General features: G+C 69.4%; 15 protein-coding genes. 10 read left to right on the top strand and 5 right to left on the bottom strand.

What is annotated here, in order from left to right:
- Positions 1 to 182: 182 nt before the first annotated feature.
- From ABZT74_RS28675 to ABZT74_RS28655, 5 genes are all read left to right on the top strand, one after another.
- Positions 183 to 788 carry a hypothetical protein gene (locus tag ABZT74_RS28675; protein ID WP_356439461.1) on the top strand — a complete coding sequence of 202 codons (606 nt, stop codon included), beginning with the start codon at positions 183 to 185 and terminating at the stop codon, positions 786 to 788.
- A gap of 56 nt (positions 789 to 844) precedes the next feature.
- Entirely contained in the window at positions 845 to 1,030 is a 186-nt protein-coding gene (locus tag ABZT74_RS28670; RefSeq protein ID WP_356176084.1) for a hypothetical protein, read from the top strand.
- Between the two features lie 168 nt (positions 1,031 to 1,198).
- A complete protein-coding gene (locus ABZT74_RS28665) occupies positions 1,199 to 1,660 on the top strand; it encodes a BlaI/MecI/CopY family transcriptional regulator (RefSeq protein ID WP_355878720.1) in 462 nt (153 codons plus the stop codon).
- A gap of 9 nt (positions 1,661 to 1,669) precedes the next feature.
- Positions 1,670 to 2,239: an amino-acid N-acetyltransferase gene (locus ABZT74_RS28660; protein ID WP_355878717.1), complete on the top strand. Its 570-nt coding sequence runs from the start codon at positions 1,670 to 1,672 to the stop codon at positions 2,237 to 2,239.
- 227 nt (positions 2,240 to 2,466) lie between these two features.
- The gene (locus tag ABZT74_RS28655) at positions 2,467 to 2,802 is read left to right on the top strand and encodes an Lsr2 family protein (RefSeq protein ID WP_081218632.1); all 336 of its coding nucleotides are present in this window, start codon (positions 2,467 to 2,469) and stop codon (positions 2,800 to 2,802) included.
- Here the strand turns inward: ABZT74_RS28655 and ABZT74_RS28650 are convergent.
- Positions 2,733 to 3,392, bottom strand: coding sequence for an SCO3374 family protein (locus tag ABZT74_RS28650; RefSeq protein WP_356439376.1), 660 nt, complete (start codon positions 3,390 to 3,392; stop codon positions 2,733 to 2,735). The genes ABZT74_RS28655 and ABZT74_RS28650 overlap by 70 nt on opposite strands.
- A 430-nt stretch (positions 3,393 to 3,822) precedes the next feature.
- Here ABZT74_RS28650 and ABZT74_RS28645 point away from each other — a divergent pair, with 430 nt between their 5' ends.
- Complete coding sequence (locus ABZT74_RS28645; protein ID WP_355878711.1) at positions 3,823 to 6,351, top strand: ATP-dependent Clp protease ATP-binding subunit; 2,529 nt, start codon at positions 3,823 to 3,825, stop codon at positions 6,349 to 6,351.
- A gap of 804 nt (positions 6,352 to 7,155) precedes the next feature.
- Positions 7,156 to 7,863 carry a M23 family metallopeptidase gene (locus ABZT74_RS28640; protein WP_356176078.1) on the top strand — a complete coding sequence of 236 codons (708 nt, stop codon included), beginning with the start codon at positions 7,156 to 7,158 and terminating at the stop codon, positions 7,861 to 7,863.
- A 139-nt stretch (positions 7,864 to 8,002) separates the two neighbouring features.
- Here the strand turns inward: ABZT74_RS28640 and ABZT74_RS28635 are convergent, their stop codons facing one another.
- Positions 8,003 to 8,596, bottom strand: a complete 594-nt coding sequence (locus ABZT74_RS28635; RefSeq protein ID WP_356439373.1) for a TetR/AcrR family transcriptional regulator — start codon at positions 8,594 to 8,596, stop codon at positions 8,003 to 8,005.
- Between the two features lie 169 nt (positions 8,597 to 8,765).
- Between ABZT74_RS28635 and ABZT74_RS28630 the strand changes: the two genes are divergently transcribed.
- From ABZT74_RS28630 to ABZT74_RS28620, 3 genes are all read left to right on the top strand, one after another.
- The gene (locus ABZT74_RS28630; RefSeq protein WP_356439370.1) at positions 8,766 to 10,394 is read left to right on the top strand and encodes an MDR family MFS transporter; all 1,629 of its coding nucleotides are present in this window, start codon (positions 8,766 to 8,768) and stop codon (positions 10,392 to 10,394) included.
- 121 nt (positions 10,395 to 10,515) lie between these two features.
- On the top strand, positions 10,516 to 10,992 hold the full coding sequence (locus ABZT74_RS28625) for a helix-turn-helix transcriptional regulator (protein ID WP_356439458.1): 477 nt from the start codon (positions 10,516 to 10,518) through the stop codon (positions 10,990 to 10,992).
- Positions 10,993 to 11,071: 79 nt separating this feature from the next.
- Complete coding sequence (locus tag ABZT74_RS28620) at positions 11,072 to 11,515, top strand: VOC family protein (RefSeq protein WP_356439367.1); 444 nt, start codon at positions 11,072 to 11,074, stop codon at positions 11,513 to 11,515.
- A gap of 25 nt (positions 11,516 to 11,540) precedes the next feature.
- Here the strand turns inward: ABZT74_RS28620 and cseC are convergent, their stop codons facing one another.
- From cseC to ABZT74_RS28605, 3 genes are read right to left on the bottom strand one after another with little or no spacing between them, the layout of a single operon-like run.
- Positions 11,541 to 13,055, bottom strand: a complete 1,515-nt coding sequence (gene cseC / locus ABZT74_RS28615) for a two-component system sensor histidine kinase CseC (protein ID WP_356439364.1) — start codon at positions 13,053 to 13,055, stop codon at positions 11,541 to 11,543.
- Between the two features lie 7 nt (positions 13,056 to 13,062).
- A complete protein-coding gene (gene cseB / locus ABZT74_RS28610) occupies positions 13,063 to 13,770 on the bottom strand; it encodes a two-component system response regulator CseB (RefSeq protein WP_355878696.1) in 708 nt (235 codons plus the stop codon).
- A gap of 19 nt (positions 13,771 to 13,789) precedes the next feature.
- The gene (locus tag ABZT74_RS28605) at positions 13,790 to 14,386 is read right to left on the bottom strand and encodes a hypothetical protein (protein ID WP_355878693.1); all 597 of its coding nucleotides are present in this window, start codon (positions 14,384 to 14,386) and stop codon (positions 13,790 to 13,792) included.
- Between the last annotated feature and the right edge of the window lie 5 nt (positions 14,387 to 14,391).

Here is a 14,391-nt window from a genome sequence, read left to right as displayed (position 1 = left end):
TCCCGGTGTCCCGCGCCGGCGTTCTCGCGGACTTCTCCGGAGAGTTCCCGTGAACCCGTTCTCCGGAGTTCTTCCGTGACCGCCCCCGAACGGGACGCGCCATATTTCTTTCGCTATGCGGCTTTTGTCTGATTAGCGCGTATCGTCACCGCATGCCTACGCCTTACGGATCCCACGGCGGCATGGCGTTCGGTGCGGAGGAGCTGCGTGTGCTCCGTCGCGCTCTCGCCCTTGCCCTGCACCCCAGTCCCGTCTCGGCCGAGGACGTCCAGGACTGCCATCGCCTCGCCGAGTCGGTCGACGAGGCGCTCCAGGAGGGGGTCAGGCTCCGGGCCTTCCTGCTGGCGGACCTCTCCCGCTACCGTGCCGCGCTGCCGGGCACCGTCGGCGGCTACCTCGTCCTCCTGGAGGACGTCCTCGCGGCCGGCTACCGGCCGAACGCCGACGACCTCGCGGCGCTGCGCGCACTGCGCGGCAACCCCACCGCGGCCGCCCTGCTGGACCGCTGCCGGGTCCTCGCCGAGCAGGACGTGCGCGCCCGGCTCGCGGGCCGCTCGGTCGCCGCGGTCCCGTCGGTGCCGTCGTCCCGCACCCGGCTGCTGGCGCTGCCCGGAGGCCGGGCCGCCGACCGGCCGGAGAAGAAGGCCGAGCCGAAACCCCGGTCGCAGCCCCCGGCCGACACCCCCCGCACGGACCGTCCCATCCCCACCCCGGGTGAGGTCTTCCCGCCGCGCCGCAAGCCCGGCCCGCCCCCGGCGAACCCCCCGCAGCAGCTGGCGGCGGGCTGACACCGCCCTGCCGACCCCGAGGGATCGGCAGGGCGCCCCCTGGCTACTCTGGACGCATGGACTATGTCTCCGCGCTCGTGCCCCCCGTCGTGATGGCCGTCTTCTTCGTCGGGCTCATCGTGACGATCGTGAAGACCCAGGGCGGTGCCAACAAGGCCAAGGAGGACGCGGCCGTCGACGCCGTCCTCGCGCGCGCGGAAAGCGCCCAGCAGGCCTCGACCCCCAAGGACGCCGGGGTCTGACCCTCCCGGGCGCCCCCGCGGAGTCCCCGCCCGGGGCTCCGCGGCGCAGGGCCGCCCCGACGCGTACCGCGCCCTTCACGGCGTACGACTCGGACGTTTCATGTGTTTCATACGTTCTTCGAGTCGTACGCCCTTTTTGTTGACTCTCTCCCACTATTGTTCTGGACTGTGCCTCGCCCATTGGGAGAACTCGAAGACTCGGTCATGACGCGGGTGTGGAAGTGGAACCGCCCGGTGACTGTTCGGGAAGTCCTGGAAGACCTTCAACAGGAACGGTCCATCGCGTACACCACGGTGATGACCGTTTTGGACAATCTCCATCAGAAGGGCTGGGTCCGCCGCGAGGCGGAAGGCCGGGCCTATCGATATGAAGCGGTCTCCACACGAGCCGCCTACTCCGCCGCCCTCATGAACGACGCCTGGTCGCAGAGCGACAACCCGGCGGCCGCTCTCGTCGCCTTCTTCGGGATGATGAGCCAGGAACAACGGGTCGCGCTCAGCGATGCCGTACGCATGGTGCAAGGGCCCGAACTACCCGAACCCCCGGCTTCCGAAGCCGCCGAAAGGCCACCGGCGGCCGAGCCCTCCGAGGAGAACCCCGCCGCCCACGAGGACGACTCCGGGCGATAGCGTCCGCTCATGCCAGCAGAGCATCCCGCAGAGGTTCCAGCAGACCTTCCGGCACAGCATCCCGAAGTCGCCGCAAAAGCCCTCACCGTCCGGCGGGCCAGGACCAGCGATGTCGCGGCCGTACGCCGGCTCCTTGACGCGAACGTGCGACGCCGCATCCTCCTCGACAAACCCACGGTCACTCTTTACGAGGACATCCAGGAGTTCTGGGTCGCGGAACGCGACGACAACGCCGAGGTCGTCGGCTGCGGCGCGCTGCACGTGATGTGGGAAGACCTCGCGGAAGTCCGCACTCTCGCCGTGAACCCGGCGGTCAAGGGCCTCGGCGTGGGACATCAGCTGCTGGAGAAGTTGCTGCAGACCGCCCGGTGGCTGGGCGTTCGGCGGGTTTTCTGTCTGACCTTCGAAGTCGGCTTCTTCGCGAAGCACGGCTTCGTGGAGATCGGTGAGACTCCTGTCGACACCGAGGTGTACGCCGAGCTCCTGCGTTCCTATGACGAGGGCGTGGCGGAGTTCCTCGGTCTCGAACGGGTGAAACCCAACACCTTGGGCAACAGCCGGATGCTTCTGCATCTGTGATCGCCGTCGGCTATTCCGGCCGAGCGCCTTGCCCAGGGGCCCTATGTCCGAAACGCGCATGTTTCCCGGCAGTCGGTGTCCACTGAGTCTCTGCCAGGGGTTTGTGTTTTTCCAGCAAAAGCGGTTTGCTTTCCGACGTACTGCAGTACTGCATATAACAAGGGACGGCGAAACGGCGGACGCCGCGGACCCTCCTTGCCCTGAAGTTATCGATGAAAGGAAATCCAGTGGCACAGAAGGTTCAGGTCCTTCTTGTCGACGACCTCGACGGTGGCGAGGCGGACGAGACCGTGACGTTCGCGCTGGACGGCAAGACGTACGAAATCGATCTCACGACCGCCAATGCGGACAAGCTCCGTGGCCTTCTCGAGCCCTACGTGAAGGGTGGTCGTCGTACCGGAGGCCGTGCTTCGGGCGGACGCGGAAAGGCGCGCGCCACTTCCGGCGGCAGCCAGGACACCGCGCAGATCCGCGCGTGGGCCAAGGAGAACGGCTACGAGGTCAATGACCGCGGCCGCGTTCCCGCGTCCATTCGCGAGAAGTACGAAGAGGTCAACGGCTGAGCGCTCACGCGCCCCAGCCGCACCCGGTGACATTGCGTCGCCATCGTCTGTACGACGCGTACGAGATCGGGGGCGCCCCCAACGCCCCCGCCGACGGCCCCGCCGCCCAGTGCCGACAGCGTCGGCAGTGCCGGTCGCACGGCACAGCCGGGCTCGGGGGGCCGCAGCCAGCGGGCGGCCCCTCGCGGGTCCTCCCGCGTCTCCCGTCCGGCCGGCGGAGCAGGGAAACCCGGCGGCGGGGGAGCCTCGACGCTTCCGCCCCCGCCGACCGCCGTGAGGTCCAGCGCCAGGCCGCCCCACTCCAGCCAGTCGAGCAGCCCCGGCAGCTCCTCGGCGCTCCCCGCGGCCACCAGCAGTCCCATCCGGTCCCCGTGCAGAACCACCGGGGACCCGGGCCCGAGATGCCGCAGGGCCGCGAACCCCGCCTCGGCAGGCCCCTCCAGGACGTCGAAGAGCACCCCCGTCACGAGCCGCCACGGCGGACCGGGCACGGTGGCCCAGCCCAGTTCGTTCTCGTACCACTGCTGCACCGGATCGACCGGATCACCCGGGTCGAGCGGCCGACGGGGAAGGGGAACGGTGGGAACCATGCAAGGAGCAACCGCCGGAAGAGCCCCGGAGTTACGCTGGGTGTCCCCATGGGCGCACAGAGTTCCGGACAAACGGGCGTGCGGAAGCGTTCGGCGGGGCATGGGTGTTCGCCCGTAGCGGAGGGAACCGGTGCGCGCGGCATGGACTGTCCGTGCGTGCGGGTAAGACATCCCTAGTGGGAGGGGCGACACGCAGGAATCCGGCATCTCACGTTCGCCATCGGCGTACTGATGGTGAGGGTATCTGCCTGGCCTGCGGGAACATCGTCTCGCACCATCAGGTTGAGGCAGATGTCGGCGTTCGGGGTCAGGAGGCCAAGGACGGTGTCGGCAGTTGGAATGAGCGGTCCCCGCTTGCGGGACTAAGCTGCGGAAGGACAGGGAGGGGAGCGTCCCCTTACTGCCTGACCGCTCTGAGGAGCGATTAACGATGTTCGAGAGGTTCACCGACCGCGCGCGGCGGGTTGTCGTCCTGGCTCAGGAAGAAGCCCGGATGCTCAACCACAACTACATCGGCACCGAGCACATCCTCCTGGGCCTGATCCACGAGGGTGAGGGTGTCGCCGCTAAGGCCCTGGAGAGCCTCGGGATTTCGCTCGAGGCGGTCCGCCAGCAGGTGGAGGAGATCATCGGTCAGGGCCAGCAGGCCCCGTCCGGCCACATCCCCTTCACCCCCCGTGCCAAGAAGGTCCTGGAGCTGTCGCTCCGCGAGGCCCTTCAGCTGGGCCACAACTACATCGGCACGGAGCACATCCTGCTCGGCCTGATCCGTGAGGGTGAGGGCGTCGCCGCCCAGGTCCTGGTCAAGCTGGGCGCAGACCTCAACCGGGTGCGGCAGCAGGTCATCCAGCTGCTCTCCGGCTACCAGGGCAAGGAGACCGCCGGCGCCAGTGGCGGTCCCGCCGAGGGCACCCCCTCCACGTCCCTGGTCCTCGACCAGTTCGGCCGGAACCTCACCCAGGCCGCTCGTGAGTCCAAGCTCGACCCGGTCATCGGGCGCGAGAAGGAGATCGAGCGGGTCATGCAGGTGCTGTCCCGCCGTACGAAGAACAACCCGGTGCTGATCGGCGAGCCCGGCGTCGGCAAGACCGCCGTCGTCGAAGGCCTCGCGCAGGCCATCGTCAAGGGCGAGGTGCCCGAGACCCTCAAGGACAAGCACCTCTACACCCTCGACCTCGGCGCGCTGGTCGCCGGCTCCCGCTACCGCGGTGACTTCGAGGAGCGCCTGAAGAAGGTGCTCAAGGAGATCCGCACCCGCGGCGACATCATCCTGTTCATCGACGAGCTGCACACGCTCGTCGGAGCGGGTGCCGCCGAGGGCGCCATCGACGCGGCTTCGATCCTGAAGCCGATGCTGGCCCGCGGTGAGCTGCAGACCATCGGCGCGACCACGCTGGACGAGTACCGCAAGCACCTCGAGAAGGACGCGGCCCTCGAGCGCCGCTTCCAGCCGATCCAGGTGGCGGAGCCTTCCCTCCCCCACACGATCGAGATCCTCAAGGGTCTGCGCGACCGGTACGAGGCCCACCACCGCGTCTCCATCACCGACGAGGCCCTGGTGCAGGCGGCGACGCTCGCCGACCGGTACATCTCGGACCGCTTCCTGCCCGACAAGGCGATCGACCTGATCGACGAGGCGGGCTCCCGGATGCGCATCCGCCGGATGACCGCGCCGCCGGACCTCCGCGAGTTCGACGAGAAGATCGCGGGCGTCCGCCGCGACAAGGAGTCGGCCATCGACTCCCAGGACTTCGAGAAGGCGGCGTCTCTCCGCGACAAGGAGAAGCAGCTGCTGGCGGCGAAGGCCAAGCGGGAGAAGGAGTGGAAGGCCGGCGACATGGACGTCGTCGCCGAGGTCGACGGCGAGCTCATCGCCGAGGTCCTCGCCACGGCCACCGGCATCCCGGTCTTCAAGCTGACCGAGGAGGAGTCCTCGCGTCTGCTGCGCATGGAGGACGAGCTCCACAAGCGGGTCATCGGCCAGAAGGACGCCATCAAGGCGCTCTCCCAGGCGATCCGCCGTACGCGAGCGGGTCTGAAGGACCCGAAGCGTCCCGGTGGTTCCTTCATCTTCGCCGGCCCCTCGGGTGTCGGTAAGACGGAGCTGTCGAAGACCCTCGCGGAGTTCCTCTTCGGTGACGAGGACGCGCTGATCTCCCTCGACATGTCGGAGTTCAGCGAGAAGCACACGGTCTCGCGTCTCTTCGGTTCGCCCCCCGGCTACGTGGGCTACGAAGAGGGCGGTCAGCTGACCGAGAAGGTCCGTCGCAAGCCGTTCTCCGTCGTCCTCTTCGACGAGGTCGAGAAGGCCCACCCGGACATCTTCAACTCGCTGCTGCAGATCCTGGAGGACGGTCGTCTGACCGACTCCCAGGGCCGGGTCGTGGACTTCAAGAACACGGTCATCATCATGACGACCAACCTCGGCACGCGGGACATCTCCAAGGGCTTCAACCTCGGCTTCGCGGCCGTGGGCGACGTCAAGAGCAACTACGACCGGATGAAGGCCAAGGTCAACGACGAGCTGAAGCAGCACTTCCGCCCGGAGTTCCTGAACCGTGTCGACGACACGGTGGTCTTCCACCAGCTCACCGAGGAAGACATCATCCAGATCGTCGACCTCATGGTCGCGAAGGTGGACGAGCGTCTGAAGGACCGGGACATGGGCATCGAGCTCAGCCCCAGTGCCAAGTCGCTCCTCGCGAAGAAGGGCTACGACCCCGTGCTGGGCGCCCGGCCGCTGCGCCGGACCATCCAGCGCGAGATCGAGGACGTCCTCTCCGAGAAGATCCTCTTCGGCGAGCTCCGTCCCGGCCACATCGTGGTCGTCGACACGGAGGGCGAGGGCGAGACCAAGGCCTTCACCTTCCGCGGCGAGGAGAAGTCGGCACTGCCCGACGTCCCCCCGATCGAGCAGGCGGCCGGCGGCGCCGGTCCCAACCTGAGCAAGGAGGCGTAACCCCCGGGTTCGCCTGACAGGGGCTGCCCCAGGACCACGGTCCTGGGGCAGCCCCTTTCGCGTGCCCGGGCGCGGGGCGCCGTCTCTGGGGGCGCTGCTCCACGCGTCGGCCGTTCGAGGGCCGGACCCGCTGCGCCCGGCGCGCGAGGGCGCACGCCGCGCGCAGCGGGTCCGTCCGCAGAAGGTCCGTCCGCAGGATGGGAGAGCCCCGTCGCCGCCCCCGTTCCCCGTCTCCTGGGCTGCCCGGAGCGGGCCCGAGCCCCCGGTCCCTCTCCCCACGGTCGCGGACCATGTCCGGGCCGTCGCCCTGGGTCAGTGCGGAGGGGGCCGAAGTGGCCTGGGGCACACCCCCAAGTGCCGTGTGACCAGGGGCGGGAGGGTAGCCCGGGTCACATTCAGGGGGGTCCGGAACGGGCTGCCCGGTGACATGGCGCACAGGCGATTTGTCCGGTACTAGGACGAATAGTGGATGCATGAGAACGGACATAAAGGACCTTTGGCCCAGAACCCCCGGGACGGTCCTCCCGTCCTGCGGGCCGACGGTCCGGAAGCCCGTTTCACCAGGGATGGCGCAGCCCGAAGTGGGCCTAAACCTCGTTTCCCGGGGCGAAACAGGAAGATCGCCTACTAGATGTCCGAGCTGTCAAGGTTCATTCGGTTTCGGGATGAACTACTAGTTTGCGTCGTAGCGAGGGGGTTTGGGCATCCCTGGGTGCGCGGGTTACCAAGGTATGGCCCACCCGGTCGGCGGTCATCGCAACCGAGTGGTCGCACCGCCCTTGTCCCCGTCATCGCGAGGTATTCATGTCGAAGCGCGTCACGTCCCGCAAGTCCCTCACGTCGCTGGTCCGCAACCGGGCGGCCGTCGTGGCCGTCGGTCTGAGTGCCACGGTCGCGTTGGGCGCAGGGGTCGCGACCGCCGCCGAATCCGGCCTCAGCAGCAGTGGAACCGTCACCGCGGCGCACGCCGTGCAGACGCAGGCCGCCGCGCAGGCCAAGGCCGCAACCGCGAAGAAGGCCGCAGCCGCCACCAAGGCCGCGGCCGCCAAGAAGACCACCGTGTCCGCCAAGCAGGCCGCCGCCAAGAAGGCCGCCTCGTGGATCGACCCGGTCAAGAAGTACACGCTGTCCGCGACCTTCAACCAGGCCGGCGGCATGTGGTCCCACAAGCACTCCGGCCAGGACTACGCCGTGCCGCTGGGCACCGACGTCATGGCCGCGCACGGCGGCACCGTCGTCAAGACCGGCGGCAACGGCGCCGGCGACGGTCCCGCGTACGGCAACGCCATCGTCATCAAGCACGGCAACGGCACGTACTCGCAGTACGCCCACCTGTCGCGCATCGACGTGAAGATAGGCCAGGTCGTCACGACCGGTCAGCACATCGCCAAGTCCGGCAACACCGGAAACTCGAGCGGCCCGCACCTTCACTTCGAGATCCGTACGACCCCGAACTACGGCTCGGCCATCGACCCCGTCGCCTTCCTGCACGGCAAGGGCGTCAAGGTCTGATCCACCCCGTGCCGGTGAGCCGGCGCGGCAGTGCCCGGACGGGGCGGACCAAGGCGGAGTCTCACGGCGTCAGGAAGCGGCGCCGAGAGGCTCCGCCTCCGCGTTCGTCCCTCCGCGTTCGTGCCCCCCGCGTCGGCGCCTACGCGGCCGGGCCGCCGTGGGCCTGCGTCACCAGATCGATCGCGACCTCCAGGACCGCCTTGCGCTTGTCCTCGGGGTCGCCTTCCACGTCCTTGAGGACGAACATCCCGGCGTGCATCGTGAAGAGCGCGCTGATGCAGCGGACCTGGTCGGTCAGAGGGGACTCCGGCTCCTTGATGATGTCCAGCATGCTGATCATCCGGTCCTTGAAGGTCTCGCCGATGCTCAGCTCGCGGACCGTCGCCTGGTTCTCCTGCATGAAGCGGAAGAGCGGGGACGCGCCGCCGAGAGCGTCGCTGTAGCGGCGCAGGACCTCCTGCTTGGTCTCCAGGGTGTGCGGCTGCTGCTTGCCCCACTCGATCAGCTCGTCGAGCGGCCTCGTCAGATCCTCGAAGATGCTGATGAGGATCTCTTCCTTGGTCTTGAAGTGGTAGTAGAGCGCCGCCTTCGTGACATCGAGGTGCTCGGCGATCTCCCGCAGCGAGGTCTTCTCGTACCCGTGCTCGGAGAAGAGTTCTAGGGCGACGTCCTGGATGCGCTGCCGGGTGTCGCCCCGGCGCTGCCGCTTGGTGCCGTCCATCGTGCCGCCCATCCTCGTACTCCTGGTGCTCCTGAAAACCTACCTGTGACCCCGCGGCAAAACTACTTAAACTTACTTGACGCCCGGCTAGTTACGGGTCTACTTTCCTCAGTGTAGTCAGCTTGCCGGTCGGCAAGTAAGTAGCCGGGTGGCGGCAGTGGTAACCAGGGGAGTGGAAACGATGGCGGACAAGACGCAGGCGGCCGAAGCGGTCGCGGGGGCCGGGGGGCCGGCTGTCGACCAGCCGGCGGCCGAAGGGGGGAAGCAGCCGCGCAGCGTACGGGTCGTACTGATGGCGCTCATGACCGCGATGCTGCTCGCGATGCTGGACAACATGATCGTGGGCACCGCGATGCCGACGATCGTCGGTGATCTGGGCGGCCTGGAGCACCTTTCCTGGGTGGTCACGGGATACACGCTCGCCACCGCGGCCTCCACCCCGATCTGGGGCAAACTCGGTGACATGTACGGGCGCAAGGGCGCCTTCCTGACCTCGATCGTGATCTTCCTGATCGGCTCCGCGCTGAGCGGTATGGCCCAGGACATGGGGCAGCTCATCGGCTTCCGCGCCATCCAGGGCCTCGGCGCCGGTGGTCTGATGGTCGGCGTCATGGCGATCATCGGAGACCTGATCCCGCCCCGTGAGCGCGGCAAGTACCAGGGCATGATGGCCGGCGTGATGGCCTTCGCCATGATCCTCGGCCCGCTGGTCGGCGGCACCATCACCGACCACTGGGGCTGGCGCTGGTCCTTCTACATCAATCTGCCGATCGGCGCCCTCGCCCTCATCGCGATCACCGTCGTACTGCACCTGCCGAAGAAGCGCGTCAAGGCGACGATCGACTACCTCGGTGCCGGGCTGCTGACCCTCGGCATCTGCTCCATCGTCCTGGTCACGACCTGGGGCGGCAGCCAGTACGCCTGGGGCTCCGCGCGAATCATGGAACTGGCGGGGATCGGCGTCGCCGCCCTCGTCGGCTTCGTGTTCTGGCAGACCAAGGCAGCCGCGCCGATCATCCCGCTGCACATCTTCCGGAGCCGCAACTTCACGCTGATGTCGATCATCGGCTTCATCACCGGCTTCGTGATGTTCGGCGCCGTGCTCTTCCTGCCGCTGTACCAGCAGTCCGTCCAGGGCGCGTCCGCCACCAACTCCGGTCTGCTGCTCCTGCCGATGCTCGGCGCGATGCTCGCCGTGTCGCTGGTCGCCGGCCGGGTCACCACCAGCAGCGGCCGCTACAAGATCTTCCCGCTCGTCGGCAGCGTACTGATGATCGCCGGTCTGTTCCTGCTCTCGATGATGGACACCGAGACGAGTCGTTTCACCTCCGGTCTGTACATGGCGGTGCTCGGCGCCGGCATGGGCTGCCTGATGCAGATCACGATGCTCGTCGCGCAGAACAGCGTGGAGATGAAGGACATGGGGGTCGCGTCCTCGTCCACCACCCTGTTCCGTACGCTCGGCTCGTCCTTCGGCGTCGCCATCATGGGCGCCCTGTTCAACAACCGGGTGCAGGACGTCATGACCGAGCGGGCCGGGGCCCTCGGCTCCAAGCTGACCGAGGCGTCCGCGCAGCTCGACGCGGCCAGCCTGGCGAAGCTGCCGGCTCCCGCGCGGGAGGCGTACCAGCACGCCGTGTCCTCCGGTACGCACTCCGCGTTCCTGCTCGGCTCCGCGATCGCGGTGCTCGCCCTGGCCGCGGCGGTGTTCGTGAAGGAGGTCCCGCTGAGGGGAGCGGCCGCCCCCAAGCCCGGCGAGGACGAGCCGCGTGACGCGGCCCCCGCGGCCACGCTGGCCGAGTCGGTCTGACCGGCCCCGCCCCCTTCCTGACCGCTTCGACCCGAAGGCCCCCGGCGCTGTCCGCCCCGGGGGCCTTCGCCCGTTCCGGGCCGCTGTCGGTGCCGCGTGCCACCATCGGGGAGTGGACCGAATGCGGCAGCTGCGGCTCGCCAAGGACGTCATGGACCGGGACTGGGCCGAGTCCGGCGTCGACCTGGACGCGCTGGCCGCGCGGGCCGGGTATTCGCGGTACCACTTCGTCCGCGCGTTCAAGGCGGCGTACGGCGAGACGCCGGGGCAGTACCTGACACACCGGCGCATCGACCGTGCCGAGGACCTGCTGCGCACCGCCAACCTCTCGGTGACGGAGGTCTGCCATCTGGTCGGCTTCAGCAGCCTCGGCACGTTCTCCGCGCGCTTCAAGGCGTGGACCGGGCTCACACCCAGCGCGTACCGGGCGCGGCACGTCGGCCGGGGCGCGGCGCTCATCCCCGGCTGCTACGCGATGCTCTGGGCCGGCGGCTTCCGGACGGGCCCGGGCAGCACCGCGCGTACCGGCCGGGCCACGGACGACGGGCCCCGCGCGACCCCTGGTGCGGAAGACCGCAATTCCGGAGAAGCGCCCTGACCCGGCGGCTGCCTACGGTGGCAGGGCACGCACGACGCGCCCGTCACTGCCGCGCGACCCCGCACACCTGGAGCACACCATGATCAAAGGGCTGGCCATCTCGACCGTCTGGGTTCTCGACCAGGACCGGGCCCGGCAGTTCTACACCGAGAAGCTCGGTCTGGAGGTCCGTACGGACATGACGATGGGGGAGGGCGGCATGCGCTGGCTCACCGTCGGTGCTCCGGACCAGCCCGAGGTCGAGCTGACCCTCATGGTGCCGGGACCGCCCGCCATGGACCCCGAATCCGCCGAGATGATGAAGAAGCTGGTCGCCAAGGGTGCGCTCGGCGCCGGCGTGCTGCGCACCGACGACATCCACGGCGACTACCGCAAGCTCAAGGACCGGGGCGTGGAGTTCCTCCAGGAACCGCAGGAGCGCCCGTACGGCACGGAGGCCCTCTTCCGCGACGACTCCGGGAACTGGTTCTCCTTCACCCAGCGCCGCGAGGGCGACCTCGACCTGGAGCGGGACTGGAGCTGACGGTCCGGCCTCGCCCGGCCGCCCGCTACTTCGCGGCGGGCGGCAGCATCGGGTAGCTGCCCGTGCTCGTCGGCGCGTGTTCCGGCAGCCACAGGACGGCGACCGCGCCCTCGGCGGGTACGTCGTCGGGGGCGCCCGCGGGCCGTACGTTGCGGAAGGTGAGCCGGGCGCCGAGCACCCTCGCCTGGCCCGCGGCGATGGTGAGGCCGAGGCCGTGGCCGTGGCCCGCGCGGTCCGTGCTGCCGGTGCGGAAGCGGCTCGGGCCCTCGGCGAGGAGCTTCTCCGGGAAGCCGGGACCGTGGTCGCGTACCCGGATGACACGACCCTCGACGGTGACCTCGATGGGCGGCTTCCCGTGCCGGGCGGCGTTCGCCAGGAGGTTGAACAGGACACGCTCCAGACGCCGCGGGTCCGTCGTGACCTCCGACTCGTGCACCACGCGCACCTCCACGTCCGCCCCCCGCGCGGCCACGCGGCGGCTGACGAAGTCGCCGAGCATGATGTCCTGCAGTTCGGCCCGCTCGGAGGCGCCGTCGAGCCGGGCGACCTCCAGGACGTCCTCGACGAGGGTGCGCATGGCCTGCGCCCGGTCCCGCACCAGCTCGGTGGGGCGGCCGGGAGGCAGCAGTTCGGCGGCGGTGAGCAGCCCCGTCACGGGTGTGCGGAGTTCGTGCGCGATGTCCGCGGTCACCCGGCGTTCGGCCTCGATGCGCTGCTGGAGCGCGTCGGCCATGGCGTCCACGGCCCGCGCGAGGTCGTCGGTCTCGTCGAGCACGACGCCGCCGATCGCGTCCCGGACGCGGACGTCGGTCTCGCCCTTGGCGACGCGGTTCGCGGCGGCCGCCGCCTTGCGCAGCCGGCGGGACAGCTGGCCGCCGATGAGCACACCGAGCGCGCTGCCGCCGAAGACGACGGCGATGGAGCCGATCACCAGCGCCTGGTCGAGGTCCTTCATCACGTCCGCGTTGCGGTCGGTGAACCGCTCGTGCCAGGACAGCACCTGTCCGTTCCTGAGCGGAACGGCGGCCCAGATGTCCGGCACCCCGGCCGCGTTGTCGGAGACGTAGGTCGCCCGCCTGCCCTCGCCGACCTTCTCCTGCAGGTCCGCGGGGATGGAGGGGTCGTCGATCTTGGCGCCGAACGGCGGCGGACGGCCCGGCCCGTACATGCGCTCGGCGAGCTGGATGCGCTCGTCCGCCAGGTCGCGCGAGTTGTCGAGCATGGAGACACGGGCCGCGTTGTGCACGACGAGGCTGAGCGCGATCGCGACGAGCGCGCCGACCAGGGCGATCGCCGTGCTGAGCTTCCAGCGGATGCCCGTACGGATGCTCGTGCCCGAGTCCGAGCCGCGGTCGATGCCGATGCCCAGACCGCGGATCCTGCCCGTGTCCCGGCCCGCGCCCGCACTGGTGCCGGGCCCGCCGGCCGGGCGCGTGACCCGGCCCACGACCGTGTCCGTGTGTCTGTCCCGAACCGGTCCCTGCCCCGGCACCGGGCGTTTGCCCGGAGCCGCCGCCGACCGCTGAAATATCCCCCGCATACCCTGCTCAGGCCTTCAACTTGTAGCCGAAGCCGCGGACCGTCTCGATACGGTCCTGGCCGATCTTCGTACGCAGCCGCTGCACATGGACGTCGACGACGCGGGTGTCCCCGCCCCAGCCGTAGTCCCACACCCGTTCGAGCAGCTTGTCGCGGCTCAGCACCGTACCGGGCGCGGAGGAGAACTCCAGGAGCAGCCGCATCTCGGTGGGCGTCAGCGCCACCGGCGTCCCGTTGCGGAGCACCTCCATACCCTCGGTGTCGATCTCCAGGTCGCCGAAGGCGAGCACACCGCCGTCCACCGACGCGGGCCCCTCGCCGGGCGCGCCCTGGCCGCCGTTCGCGTGCCCGAAGCGGCGCAGCACCGCGCGGATCCGGGCCACCAGGACCGCGCCGTCGAACGGCTTGGTCACATAGTCGTCGGCACCGGCCTCCAGGCCGAGCACGACGTCGATGGAGTCGGCCCGCGCGGACAGCATGATGACGGGGACGGTCGACTCGTCGCGGATGCGGCGGCACAGCGAGACACCGTCGAGTCCGGGGACCATCACGTCCAGCAGGGCGATGTCGGGGCGGTCGGCGCGGAACGCCTCCAGGCCCGAGAGCCCGTCGGGCATGGCCGTGACCGCGAAGCCATCACGCTCCAGGGCGAGTTGTGTGGCCTCGCGGATGACGTCGTCGTCCTCGACGAACAGGACGTGGGTCTGCTCTGCCATCCGGCTGCTCCGTCTGCTCTCAGTTCGCGTCGGGGGCGGCCGAACTCGCCCCGCCCACCGCGTTGCTGTAGTCGTTGTGGATCCGGGACCGCTCGACGAAGCGGGCCGTGGACCAGCCGTAGGTGATCACTTCCTCGCTGGAGGGGTACGACACGGGGTCGCCCTTCTCGTACAGCTGCTGGGTCACCACCAGGTCGCCCCGGTCTATCTCCGCGTAGACCGGCGGCTCCTCGGCCTTGAAGACGTTCTCGTACCGGCCGTTCCGCTCGCGGTACACGTACGAGCCGATGCCGACCGCGTCGGCGCAGGTCATCACGTTGATGACGATGTCGTTCGAGCCGCCCCCGGTGAGGTCCCCGTACGACACGTCGACGGGGTACTCGTCGGCGACGCACGGCTTCAGACCGCGCTTGACCGCCGCGCTGACCGCAGGATCGTCCCGGACGATCTTCACCGCGTCCACCCGCCGGGGCGCCTTGGTCGGCGAGGCGGAGCCGACCGGTGCCGTACTGCCCTTGGCGACGGCGTCACTGCCCGCCGGGCCCTCGTCGCGTGCCCCGGTGCCGCCCGTCGCGCAGGCGGTCATGAAAAGGCCGAGGGCGGCGAGCGCGGCCACTGCCG

It is taken from the genome of Streptomyces sp. NPDC005302, assembly GCF_040607345.1.
Taxonomy (GTDB): Bacteria; Actinomycetota; Actinomycetes; order Streptomycetales; family Streptomycetaceae; genus Streptomyces.
Note: the sequence above shows the minus strand (reverse complement) of the source record. Positions and strands in the feature narration are given on the sequence as shown.